This window comes from Ornithinibacillus halotolerans (assembly GCF_014637405.1).
GTDB classification, from domain to species: Bacteria; Bacillota; Bacilli; order Bacillales; family Amphibacillaceae; genus Ornithinibacillus; species Ornithinibacillus halotolerans.
In genome coordinates, this window is sequence record NZ_BMEY01000007.1 from 1 (window position 1) to 12,828 (window position 12,828).

Annotated in this window: 13 protein-coding genes; 11 read left to right on the forward strand and 2 right to left on the reverse strand. The window is 34.0% G+C overall.

Annotated features, from left to right (window positions below; genetic code table 11):
• Positions 1-97: 97 nt before the first annotated feature.
• Positions 98-670: a beta-class carbonic anhydrase gene (locus tag IEV35_RS08040; protein ID WP_188384157.1), complete on the reverse strand. Its 573-nt coding sequence runs from the start codon at positions 668-670 to the stop codon at positions 98-100.
• 88 nt (positions 671-758) lie between these two features.
• On the opposite strand from IEV35_RS08040, the gene IEV35_RS08045 reads away from it, so the two are divergent.
• The 6 genes from IEV35_RS08045 to IEV35_RS08070 all read left to right on the forward strand — a co-directional run bounded on the left by IEV35_RS08045 (position 759) and on the right by IEV35_RS08070 (position 8,362).
• Complete coding sequence (locus IEV35_RS08045) at positions 759-977, forward strand: hypothetical protein (RefSeq protein WP_188384158.1); 219 nt, start codon at positions 759-761, stop codon at positions 975-977.
• Positions 978-1,465: 488 nt separating this feature from the next.
• A complete protein-coding gene (locus IEV35_RS08050; RefSeq protein WP_188384159.1) occupies positions 1,466-3,214 on the forward strand; it encodes an ABC transporter ATP-binding protein in 1,749 nt (582 codons plus the stop codon).
• Positions 3,214-5,244: an ABC transporter ATP-binding protein gene (locus tag IEV35_RS08055; protein WP_188384160.1), complete on the forward strand. Its 2,031-nt coding sequence runs from the start codon at positions 3,214-3,216 to the stop codon at positions 5,242-5,244. The genes IEV35_RS08050 and IEV35_RS08055 overlap by 1 nt, the downstream gene beginning before the upstream one ends.
• A 27-nt stretch (positions 5,245-5,271) precedes the next feature.
• On the forward strand, positions 5,272-6,120 hold the full coding sequence (locus tag IEV35_RS08060) for a S1 family peptidase (protein WP_188384161.1): 849 nt from the start codon (positions 5,272-5,274) through the stop codon (positions 6,118-6,120).
• Positions 6,121-6,368: 248 nt separating this feature from the next.
• Complete coding sequence (gene sigI, locus IEV35_RS08065; RefSeq protein ID WP_188384162.1) at positions 6,369-7,115, forward strand: RNA polymerase sigma factor SigI; 747 nt, start codon at positions 6,369-6,371, stop codon at positions 7,113-7,115.
• Complete coding sequence (locus tag IEV35_RS08070; RefSeq protein ID WP_188384163.1) at positions 7,112-8,362, forward strand: anti-sigma-I factor RsgI family protein; 1,251 nt, start codon at positions 7,112-7,114, stop codon at positions 8,360-8,362. The genes sigI and IEV35_RS08070 overlap by 4 nt, the downstream gene beginning before the upstream one ends.
• A gap of 44 nt (positions 8,363-8,406) precedes the next feature.
• Here IEV35_RS08070 and IEV35_RS08075 read toward each other — a convergent pair whose 3' ends face one another.
• A complete protein-coding gene (locus tag IEV35_RS08075; protein WP_188384164.1) occupies positions 8,407-8,646 on the reverse strand; it encodes a YhdB family protein in 240 nt (79 codons plus the stop codon).
• 166 nt (positions 8,647-8,812) lie between these two features.
• Between IEV35_RS08075 and IEV35_RS08080 the strand changes: the two genes are divergently transcribed.
• The 5 genes from IEV35_RS08080 to IEV35_RS08100 all read left to right on the forward strand — a co-directional run bounded on the left by IEV35_RS08080 (position 8,813) and on the right by IEV35_RS08100 (position 12,794).
• Positions 8,813-9,439: a YhcN/YlaJ family sporulation lipoprotein gene (locus IEV35_RS08080; protein WP_188384165.1), complete on the forward strand. Its 627-nt coding sequence runs from the start codon at positions 8,813-8,815 to the stop codon at positions 9,437-9,439.
• A gap of 123 nt (positions 9,440-9,562) precedes the next feature.
• The gene (locus tag IEV35_RS08085) at positions 9,563-10,204 is read left to right on the forward strand and encodes a class I SAM-dependent DNA methyltransferase (protein WP_188384166.1); all 642 of its coding nucleotides are present in this window, start codon (positions 9,563-9,565) and stop codon (positions 10,202-10,204) included.
• A gap of 43 nt (positions 10,205-10,247) precedes the next feature.
• Positions 10,248-10,706 (forward strand): S-ribosylhomocysteine lyase, encoded by a 459-nt coding sequence (locus IEV35_RS08090; protein WP_188384167.1) that lies wholly within the window; start codon positions 10,248-10,250, stop codon positions 10,704-10,706.
• A 16-nt stretch (positions 10,707-10,722) separates the two neighbouring features.
• Positions 10,723-11,658, forward strand: coding sequence for a PLP-dependent cysteine synthase family protein (locus IEV35_RS08095; protein WP_188384168.1), 936 nt, complete (start codon positions 10,723-10,725; stop codon positions 11,656-11,658).
• Positions 11,658-12,794 (forward strand): bifunctional cystathionine gamma-lyase/homocysteine desulfhydrase, encoded by a 1,137-nt coding sequence (locus IEV35_RS08100; protein ID WP_188384169.1) that lies wholly within the window; start codon positions 11,658-11,660, stop codon positions 12,792-12,794. Before IEV35_RS08095 ends, IEV35_RS08100 begins: the two co-directional genes overlap by 1 nt.
• Positions 12,795-12,828 lie beyond the last annotated feature (34 nt).

Consider the following 12,828-nt stretch of genomic DNA (forward strand, 5'->3'; position numbering starts at 1 on the left):
GGTGTCCTTTTTGTTTACTTTAATATCAGAAAATTGCGTGCAAAAAATAATAAGCATGGTCCTTACCATTAAAACGTTGGTAAGGACCATGCTTATATTAATTTACTGGGGTTTTGTCCCAGCCTCTCGTTATAACATCTACTTTACCTGTGTCTGGATCAATAACTAAACCGTGAACTTTAACATATGGAGGTAAGAGTGGATGGTTTCGTATTAAGTTAACACTTTGCATTACAGATTGTTCAACTGTTTCAAATCCATGAAATTCATCATCAAAATCGATTCCACTATGTTGTAATGTACGAATCGTTTCTTCGGGAATTCCTCTTTCTATCATTGTCTGTGTTAAAGCTTTTGTATCTACCTTAGACATACCACAATCATAGTGACCAATAACAGTAACTTCTTCTGCCTGTAAGGAATAAATGGCAACTAATATTCCTTTCATAATACTATCGAAAGGTTTTCTAATAATTGCCCCAGCATTTTTAACCACCTTTACATCTCCATTTTGGATATTAAGTGCTCGATGTAATAATTCTACTAAGCGGGACTCCATACATGTAAAAATAACCATTTTCTTATTTGGGATACTATCTGTTGCATATTGTTCATATTCTTTTCCTTCTACGAAAATTTTATTGTAAGCTAACATATCATCAAGATGCATTATAATCACTCCTTTTGTTCATGTAAGACCCTAAAAAAACTATAGCAGTATTCGAATCATATACAAAATAATAAGGGGGGCAATTGAGATGAACTTACATAATTGTAGATTATGTAAAAGACCAAAAGAATATAGTGCATTTTACATGTGTAATGATTGTTTGTTAGAACTTGAAAAAGTACGTACATATATTAAGAAACATCCATTTGCAACCCTAGAAGAAATATCACTAGCAACAGAGTTATCGAAGGAAACAATAGGACATATTATTTCCTTTTTCCCTAATACCCAAATAAAACAATATTAAAACCTAAAATAAAAATAAAAATAAAAGTTAAAGAAACTTTAGGTTAAAATTTCTTAATATTAGAATGAGAATAAGTATTTACAAAAAATGTTGACTTCTTAATTTTACCAATTTATAATGAGATAGTATTAATTAATGAAAAGGAGGGCATGAAAATGGAAAACGTAATTGTAATGGAAAAAGCATATAACTATATAATTCATGTGGCCTCTGATAAGCGGAGTAGTATGTATTAATTTTTTACATAATATCAGAATCGTTTATTAAAGGTCACAGTGTGCTGTGACCTTTTTGTAATATATGGGATGAATTTGTTTTTTTGTTCCTTGATTTTACATGCATGCGTCATTGGCGCATGCATTTTTTTGTTGTTAATTGTCTTACGTTGTCCCTCAGAGTAAGGATGTAATTTAACTCTCAGACATTAACAAAAAATAAATAATAAAAAGCTGTAATAATTACAATCAAAGAGATTAGTGGGTGATTTTATGTTTTCGGTTTTTAAGAAGTTGGATTGGTTTTTTAAGCATTATTGGAAACGGTATACGTTTGCTGTTATTGCACTTATGGTAGCGAGTGCGATTGGGTTAATACCACCACGTTTATTAGGGTTTGCAATCGATCAGATTCAATTCGATACGTTGACATCCAAATTGCTAATGATAATAATAGTCGGTTATTTAGTACTTATAGTTGTCCATTATAGTATTTCATTTTTATGGGATTATACGTTATTTAGTGGTGCAGTTATTTTAGAACGATGGACACGTTCAAAGCTAGTAGATCACTTTTTAAAAATGACGCCAACCTTCTATAGCAAGTATAAGACAGGGGATTTAATGGCAAGAAGTACGAATGATTTAAAGGCCATTGCCCAAACAGCAGGATTTGGGGTCTTAACACTAGTAGACTCGACAACATTCATGTTCATGCTAATTGCAATGATGGGATTTACAATTAGTTGGAAGTTGACCTTAGCAGCTTTAATTCCACTGCCAATTATGGCAATTATTATGAATAAATATGGTGCTGCGATACATGCTCGTTTTACAGAAGCACAAGCTGCTTTTGGAAATATGAATAATGAAGTATTGGAGTCTATTCGTGGTGTTCGTGTGATTCGAGCATTTGTTCAGGAAAAACAGGATAAAACTCGATTTGAAAAAATGACTGAAGATGTGTATGAGAAAAACATTGCTGTTGCTAAAATTGATGCGATGTTTGAACCTACGATGAAAATATTAGTTGGACTCTCTTATACGATTGGTCTAGGTTATGGAACGATGTTAGTTTTCCAAAATGTTATTTCACTTGGAGATTTAGTTTCTTTTAACGTCTATCTTGGTATGTTAATTTGGCCAATGTTCGCTGTTGGTGAATTAATAAACGTATTACAGCGAGGGAATGCGTCACTGGATCGAGTGAACGAAACAATTAACTATGAAGTTGATGTGAAAGAACCGGAACAACCAATCGAAGTTTCCAAAGTAGAAACTGTTAAATTTGATAATGTATCATTTTCCTATCCAGGTACAAAAATAAATCAACTAGATAATATTAATTTGAACATCATAAATGGTCAAACGATAGGAATTGTTGGGAAGACTGGTGCAGGTAAAACAACGTTATTCAAATTATTACTTAGACAATATCCAGGAATAAGAGGAAAAGTTTCTATTTCAGATGTCAATATTGAAAGTATTACACTTGAACAAATTCGTTCTTGGATTGGTTATGTACCACAGGATCAAGTTATGTTCTCTAAAAGTGTGAGGGAAAATATTCAATTTGGTAAAAGTGATGCAAGTGATGAGGAAATTTATCGCGTTATGGAGCTTGCTCAATTTGTTGACGATATTAAACAATTACCTAAAGGACTCGACACAAAAGTTGGCGAGAGTGGTGTAACTCTGTCAGGAGGACAAAAACAGCGAGTTGCATTAGCGAGAGCATTTATTAAAAATCCAGAGATATTAATTTTAGATGATTCATTATCTGCCGTAGATGGAAAAACAGAATCGAAAATCATAGACCATTTACGGAAGGAACGACAAAACAAAACAACACTTATTGCTGCACATCGACTGTCTGCTGTTACTCATGCTGATCATATTATTGTTCTTGAAGATGGAAAAATCGTCGAGGAAGGGACTCATGAAGAGTTAATGGCGAATCAGGGCTGGTATAAAGAACAGTATGAACAGCAACAGCTCGATGATGAGGAGGTGATCTCCTAATGAAGAAGAGATCAACAGAACGTAGATTATTTAATTATGCCTTGCAATTTAAAAAACAAATTTTACTAGGAATACTATTTCTAATTATTGCTACAGCATTAGAATTAGCTGGACCATTAATCGCAAAAACAATTATAGACGAACATATTGTTGGTATTGAAGGAACTTGGTATCAAGTTAGTGAAAAGGATGACCGGACGACAATTGAATATCAAGATAATTATTTGAAGCGTGGGGACCGATTAGAAGAAAATGAAGAAATTGTATCAACTTATACGATTTTACAAATCGGTAGAGAATATTATCTTGTGAAAGGGGATGTTCCTCTTATAGGGGAGAGAACCGTAAGCGATAATATGATTTCTATTAAGTCACAGACAGAGGAAGTTAGTTTTACCGGTGAGAGAATATCTACCAGTGATTTATATACATTTTTTCAACCAGAGCAAAGGCCAATCTTATTACTGTTAGGATTATATGTTGGATTACTGTTAATAGCAGCGATCTTTCAGTTTTATAAAACATTTTTATTACAAAAAGCTTCAAATCAAATTGTTAAAAAGATGCGAAATGATATTTTTGAACATACACAAGCAATCCCAATTAATTATTATGTAGATAATCCTGCTGGGTCGATTGTTGCTAGAGTTACAAACGATACAGAAGCAATTCGTGATTTATATGAACGTGTATTGAGTATTATTATTACAAGTGCGATATACATGGCCGGGATATTTGTCGCATTGTTTATTTTAAATGCGAAGTTAGCAGCTTGGTTTTTATTGTTAGTGCCACTGATATTTATTTGGATGAAGCTATATAAATATTATGGAACAAAATATAATAAAGTCATTCGTGCAACAGTGAGTGAAATTAATGGAAAGATAAATGAAGCAATACAAGGAATGCCAATCATTCAAGCGTTTCGTAGGGAGAAACAAACTAGGAGTGAGTTTGAAGAACTAAATACGAGACATTTTACGTATCAACGAAAGTTACTAAAGTTAAGTGCTTTAACACAATACAACTTAGTTACCGTATTTCGTAACTTAGCGTTTGTTGCATTCATTTGGTACTTTGGTTCTGCTTCCCTTGATTTGAATAGTATTATATCCATTGGGATGCTTTATGCGATTGTTGACTTGCTAACCCGATTATTTGAGCCAGTAAGTGATATTGTTAATCAATTACCATTGTTAGAGCAAGCAAGGGTAGCAGGTGGACGCGTTTTTGAGTTAATGGATTTAGAAGGGGAAGAAGTCAATGAAAAGGAAATTACCCGCTATAAAGGTAATATTACATTTGATCAAGTTTCCTTTGCATATGAAGGCGAAGATTATGTATTAAAAAATATTTCTTTCTCCATTAAAGAAGGAGAAACAGTAGCATTTGTTGGTCATACTGGTTCTGGTAAAAGTTCTATTATGAATCTCTTATTCCGATTTTATGATCCGCAAAAAGGTAAAATCACCATTGATGGCAATCCGACTATGAAGTGGTCTAGACAGCAAGTTAGGAGTCATATGGGTATCGTATTACAGGACCCTTTCTTATTTTCTGGTACGATCCTTTCCAATGTGACGATGAATGACCCAAAAATCTCTCGAGAAAGAGCCATCGAAGCATTAAAAACCGTTGGAGCTGACCGGTTTATTGATAAGTTGCCGAAAAAGTATGACGAACGGGTAACTGAAGGCGGTAGCACCTATTCATTAGGTGAACGTCAATTAATTTCCTTTGCACGTGCACTAGCATTTGATCCTGCCATACTAATATTAGACGAAGCAACAGCTAATATTGATACGGAAACAGAAACAGTCATCCAGAATGCACTTGAAGTATTAAAGAAAGGTAGAACAACATTAGTTATTGCCCACAGGCTTTCTACTATTCAACAAGCTAATACCATTTTTGTCTTGGAACATGGTAAAATTATAGAAGAAGGAAACCATGATTCATTAATTGCAGAAAAAGGCACTTACTATCAAATGTACAAAATGCAACAAGGGGTATCACAGAGAGCGATGTAGTTACGTACAAATATGGGGTGTTAGCAAATGAATAGTAAAGAAGAAAATATAAAATCCGACATTATTGATGAAGATTTATATGAAGAGTTTGATGATGAGGAGCTTTATGAGATTGTAGAACAAGCAAGAAAAGAAGCACTCATTAGAGCTACTATGGAACATCAGTCCAAAAAGCCAAAACGTCCATTTCCAAAATGGATGTTTTGGCTTATTGCGATTGCGCTTTTTATTAATGTAATTGCCATCCTTCCATCAACTTTTTCTATTCCTGCAATTGATTTCTTAATTACTTCAGCAAAATTATCGACTAAAGACGATATTAAGGCCTACAAGGAAGCTATCGTTGTCATTGAGACAGGGGATAGTAAGGGTACTGGTTTTACTATTTCAGATGATGGATTTATTCTGACAAATTATCATGTCATTGATGAAGGGACAACTATTACAGTTGCTTTTCCTGAAGAAGGGCTATTTTCAGCAGAAATTGTTGAGGAGTATCCAGAGGTGGATCTTGCTTTATTAAAAGTAAATAGTGAAAAAGCACTCCCGCATTTAAAGTTAGCAGAGAAGACGTTATTTGAAGAAGAGGAAGAAATATCTTTTATAGGTAACCCATTAGCTTTTAATGGAATAGCAAATGAAGGGACAATCATAGGCTATACAGAACTAAATAGCTGGGAATTACCTGTTCTTATGATCCAGGCACCTGTTTATAGAGGTAATAGTGGTAGTCCAATTATTAATTCGGATGGGGAAGTCATTGGTGTTATCTTTGCAACTTTAAATCATGAAGTTCATGGTAAAGTAGGTTTATTTGTTCCAATAGATTATTTTTACGATCGATTAAATAGTACTTCGATAAATGAAATGAAATAAACAGTATAAGATAAAAGATTCGGCCATAATTTCGTGAAAAAGGGTATTAACCTACATTTTTAAACAAATTGTAACATGGAGTAATACAAGCTGTAATAGTATTACGATAAGATTATCATATTCTTAAATAGAAAAAAATATATGTAATGGTGGGTTAATTATGGCCTATTTAAATATAAATAGATTAGATTTTTTAATAGAAGTAGATATTACACCCAAAAAAAATGTAATAAAAACGAAATATATTAATGATAGGGGGATGCGTTTTGAAGCATGAACTCTTAAAAGAAGTCCCCTTGGAAGAATTAGTTACCCGTGCACAATCTGGTGATGAAGATACTCAAAATTATTTACTGAAAAAGTATCAACCTTTCATTGCTAAATGTGTGTCCGAGGTGTGTAAACGATATATTGATCCAGAACGAGATGATGAATTTAGTATTGGATTAACCGCTTTTAATGATGCCATGCGGTTATTTTCGCCTGAGCGTGGAAGCTCCTTTTTAACGTTTGCTAATTTAGTTATTAAGCGTAAAGTCATTGACTATATTAGATCACAAAATAAGTATCCACAATCCATATCTTTAGATGAAACATATGATGAAGAGAATATGGAAAACCCAACAGAAATTGAGGCTGTTAGAGATAAGTATCAGCAAGAACAAGAAGGATGGTACCGACGAGAAGAAATCCTAGATTTTAAAAAGAAACTTGCTACTTACAAATTATCAATAGCGGATTTAGTTGAAGTTGCTCCTAAGCACCGTGATGCTCGTGAAACAGCTGTAAGCATTGCCCGCTTAATTCATGATAATCATGAATTAAGCGAATACGTGGAACAAAAGAAAAAACTTCCAATAAAGCAATTATCTAGTAAAGTTGAAGTTAGTAAAAAGACGTTGGAAAGAAATCGAAAATTTATCTTAGCTATATTCATTATTCTTAGAGGAGATTATGTATTTCTCAAAGATTACTTGAAGGGGGTGGGCCAGTGAAGAAAGGAATTATCATGGAGAAACATCGAAAATATACCATTGTAATGACTCGTGATGGTTTATTTGAAAAAGCTCATCCAATAACAGATATGGATATAGGGTTTGAAGTGAATTATGAGCCTCTTGTTGAGAAACAATGGCTTAGTCAATTGAAAAGTATGTTTGTTACGAAACGTGTAATCACACTTGCTTGTATCTTATTGATAGCATTATTCCCATTTTATATGGTAATGAATAGTAATAAAACGTATGCTTTTGTAGATATTGACATCAATCCTAGTATCGAGCTGGAAATTAATGATGACTATGAAGTGTTGGGCATTACACCATTTAATGATGACGCAGCCCAAATTCTTGCCGAAATTGAAGAGCTAAAAGGTAAAAAACTGGAAGTTGCTATTGATCTTATTATTAATAAAAGCGAAGAAAAAGGATTAGTCAATACATACAGAAATGTCGTTATTGGCGTCCACTATCTAGAGAGTATTGATAAAAATCCAGTAGATCAGATTATTAAAAAACATTTTGCAAGCAAACCTTCTGAATGGGAAGTAATTACAGTTAAAATTCCAGAAGAAGTTAGAGAACTAGCAGAAGAAAAGAAATTATCCATGAATGAAGTGTTAGCAGAGCAAGTGCATAATCATGAAAAAGCTATTGTTACAGAAGAAGACAGCGAGGTTTTGGAATCATTTTTTCATAATAAAAAAATAAGTTCCAAAGACGAAGTTATTGAAAAATCAAATGAAAAAGATATAGTGACACCTAGTTCCGTTGAGCAGAAAGAAGATTTAATCGAGATCTCCAAGGAAGAAATGCATCCAAGTGAATTAAAGGGTAAAAATGGGGATATAAACTCAAATAAAAATAATAAACACAATGAACTAATGCGTAATAATTATAATAAACATAAAGTAGATTTTGGAAAAAGTCATATCATTCCAGGTCATGAAAAACGAGAAAAAGATAAGCAGGAATCGGATAATCGAGGTAAAGAGAAAAAAGAAAAGAAGCATGAACATAACGAAAAAGATAAGTATCATGAACAATACCAAAACAAAAATCGGAATAATGACAAATATAATATTCAACATAAAAAACAGAAAGAACATCCGAGAGTAGAGAAGGCAGATAAAAAAAACTGGAAATATAATGAAAGACATGATGGTAAAGGGAACAAAGGGAGAGATAATAACCATCATAAAAATAAACATGATAAGAAACATAGAGGAAATAATAATGACTAAAAAAAACGGCTGATCCAATAAAAAAGATCAGCTGTTTTTATTTCCTATACTTCCATTATAGCCATTGGAGTGGTGTATTTCATTGCATGGTCAATATAGTAAAGAAGATTCTCATGTGAGTCGATTATTTTTTGGTTATCTAGTGAATAATGGTAAGCATGTAGGAAATTTTGTATTCTTTTGGATAACATGTCATCCTTTGTACGCACCATTAGTACAAGTAAATCATCCCATTGTCCCCATAGTGTATAATATAGCGCTTTATCGTAGTCTGGAATGTCCATGGTTTCCCCTCCTTAAAACTCCAAGGGTATTTATAGCTTCCCCTTAATACATATATATTTTGCACATACAAAATTGGTGTCCCTTCCAATTTAAGGCGAGCCCTAGTTAGCATAAACAGTTATTGCTGTTACATACTAAAAAAATGAAAGGGAGGGATTATGTTTGATGAAGAAAAAACTGATTACGATGGCAGCGGCAACCCTTTTATTTGCTACTGGATGTGGAGCGGATAATGAGGAGAGTAGAGGACAAGAAGGAACGTTAAATCAAAATATAGAACCAGTAAGATATCAAAATCACCCAGATAATAACAGAAACTATACACTTCAACGTGATCTAGAAGAGCCAAATAATTATCAAGGTACACGAAATTACCATAGTCCAGAACAAGTTCGATATAGTAAAGATGACCGTAATGACAAGGAAGGCGAAACGAATCGCTATGATGTAGCGGAAGAAGCGGCAGATTTAATTGTCGAAAAGATGGATGTAATTGATAATGCATATGTCATTACTACGGATAACAATGCGTATGTTGCCGCTGAATTAGATACAAATAACAATAATGGTAATAATAAAGGGAATAAATTGACTGATGATGTTAAGAAGAGAATTTCTGAAATTGTTCAGTCTGTAGATAATTCCATTGAAAATGTATACGTGTCCACTAACCCAGACTTTTTAAATTTGGCAAACAATTATGCAGATGATATAGACAATGGTGAACCAATTGAGGGATTCTTTGAAGAATTTGGAAATATGATAGAACGTATATTTCCACAAAACAGATAAATGGTAGTGCTCCCAAAAATGGGAGCACTATTTTTGTTTTCCATAGCAACATATACCTCTCGTTTACATATAATCCTTATTAAACATAGTGTTTTACTGTGGTTTAGAATGGGGTTGAGAGAAATGGGTCGCGAGTTTATTGAGATATTTGATGGATGGGCAGAAGATTATGACCAAACTGTTGCTGGAATAGATCCTGAATATAGAGAGGTTTTTCGGAACTACGATGAGATATTGCAAGAAGTAACGATGCAATCGAAGGGGAATGTACTTGAGTTTGGAGTAGGAACAGGAAATTTAACGAAAAAGCTTTTACAAGCTGGCCATGATGTTATTGGTATTGAACCATCTCAAGCGATGCGTAAGATTTTCGAAAAAAAGATACCAGAGACTATTGTTTTAGATGGTGATTTTCTTCAATATCCAGAACTAAATATACCTATTCAAACAATTGTTAGTACGTATGCTTTTCATCACTTGACAGATGCTGAAAAGGAAGTTGCAGTAAAAAAGTTTACAACATTATTAGAAAAAAATGATCGAGTTGTTTTTGCCGATACGATGTTTGAATCAGTAGCAGCAAAACAAAAGGTTATTGATGAAGCTGAGAGGAATGGTTATACAACTTTAGTAGAAGATCTAAAAAGAGAGTACTACCCAACAACCGATACGATTGAAAAAATATTTAAAGATAAGAATTTTTCGATTACTTTTAAGCAAATGAATGATTTTGTATGGTTAATCATAGCTATAAAAAATGGATAGATAACTATTTACTAATTTAAAAAAGGAAAAGGGGAAATGTGAAATGAAAAAAATGAATGTAGAAAGTTTTAATCTAGACCATACAAAAGTAAAAGCACCATACGTTAGACTCGTTGGCGTCACAGAAGGTTTAAACGGAGATAAAGTGTATAAATATGACCTTCGTTTCAAACAGCCAAATAAAGAGCATATGGAAATGGCAGGCTTACACTCCATTGAACATTTAATGGCGGAAAACATTCGAAATCATATGGAAAATGTATTAGATATTAGCCCGATGGGATGCCAAACAGGATTTTATTTATCCATTCTTAATAACGATTCCTATAATGATGTTGTAGTAGCTTTGGAGAAAACTTTACGAGACGTTTTACAAGCTACTGAAGTTCCAGCATGTAATGAAGTTCAATGTGGATGGGCAGCTAATCACAGTCTAGAAGGCGCAAAAGAAATAGCAGATAAGATGCTTAGTAAGAAGGATGAATGGCATGAAGTATTCTAAATAACGGGGGGATAAAATGACTGTATACCAGTCTTTAGATGAGCTTATTGGCCACACTCCATTGCTTAGGATAAATAATTTTGACTTACCAAAAGATGTAAATATTTATGCAAAACTAGAGTTTTACAATCCAGGTGGTAGCATAAAGGACCGGTTGGGAATAGAACTGATTCGAGATGCACTCAAGACTGGACAAATTCAACCAGGTGGAACGATTATCGAACCAACGGCAGGTAATACAGGAATTGGATTAGTATTAGCAGCTAGGAAGTATAATTTAAAGGCAATATTTGTCGTTCCAGAACATTTTAGTAAAGAAAAACAACTCATTATGCAAGCTTTAGGGGCAGAGATTGTTCATACCCCAAGAGAGGCAGGTATAGTTGGTGCAATAAATAAAACAAAAGAACTCCTGCAACAAATCCCGAATAGTTATTCTCCGCAACAATTTTCCAATATCGCAAATCCAAACACTTACTATAAGACACTTGCACCAGAACTTTGGAAGGATCTAGAGGGGGAGATAGATGTATTTATAGCAGGTGCAGGTTCTGGTGGAACATTCATGGGATGTTCTAAGTATTTAAAAGAACAGAATTCTGCCATTAAAACAATTATTGTAGAGCCAGAGGGTTCTATTATAGCGGGTGGAGAGCCTGGTCCTCATCGTACAGAAGGAATTGGAATGGAATTTCTACCGTACTTTTTAGACCCAACATTCTTTGATGAAGTTTATACGGTATCAGATGACCATGCATTTAAGATGGTGGAGGAACTTGCACGAATAGAAGGGTTGCTAGTTGGAAGTTCTTCTGGCGCAGCAATGTATGCGGCATTACAAGAAGCTAAAATTGCTAAGAAAGGCACGAATATCGTCACTATTTTTCCAGACAGTAGTGACCGCTATTTGAGTAAACACATTTATCCTAAAGTGAAAGGAGTGAGTCTATAATGCGTTCTAAAACAAAAATGGTTCATGGAGGAATAACACAAGATGAACAAACTGGTGCAGTTTCAGTTCCAATCTATCAAGTGAGTACATTTAAACAGGATGGGGTTGGAAATTTACGAGGCTATGAATATGCTCGAACAGGCAATCCAACTCGACATGCACTGGAAACAGTGATTGCAAATTTAGAAAATGGTTCACATGGATTTGCATTTGGATCTGGAATGGCAGCAATTTCTACTATCATGTTGTTATTGAAGGCAGGAGATCATGTCATTATTACAGATGATGTGTATGGTGGTTCTTTTCGTTTAATGACAAAGGTGTTGAAAAAATTTAAGCTAGACCACACGTTTATTGACACAACGAAACCGGAAACGGTACAAAATGCTATCCAAAAAAATACAAAGGCAATTTTCATTGAAACACCGACAAATCCATTGTTGAAAATTACCGATATAAAGAAAATGGCCGAAATAGCAAAGGAACATCAATTATTGTTAATTGTAGATAACACATTTGCTACACCATATTGGCAACAACCATTAGATTTAGGTGCACATATCGTCGTTCATAGTGCAACTAAGTATATTGGCGGGCATAGTGATGTTGTTGCAGGACTTGTTGCTGTCCAATCGGATGAGTTGGCGGACAGAATCCATTTTCTCCAAAATTCAGTTGGTGCTGTCTTAGGCCCTCAAGATTCCTGGTTATTAATGCGAGGAATTAAAACGCTTGCACTTCGTATGGAGCAGATTGAGAATAACAGTAAAGAAATCGTCGATTATTTAATAAACCATGATAACGTAAAGTCTGTATACTATCCAGGAATCAAAACTCATCCTGGACACCAAATTGCTAAGCAACAATCAACAGGATTTGGTGGAATGATATCATTTGATGTAGGTAGTGGAGAATTAGCAGAGAATATATTGAAAGAAATAAAATATTTTACGTTAGCAGAAAGTCTAGGAGCAGTAGAGAGTTTAATCTCTATTCCAGCTAAAATGACACACGCATCGATTCCATATGATCGAAGGATGGAATTAGGAATTACAGATGGATTAATTCGAATATCAGTAGGAATAGAAGATGTTCGTGATTTAATGGAAGACTTGGACCAAGCTATAGGAAATTAATTGGAGCAGCTTAACGGCTGCTTATTTTATTTTT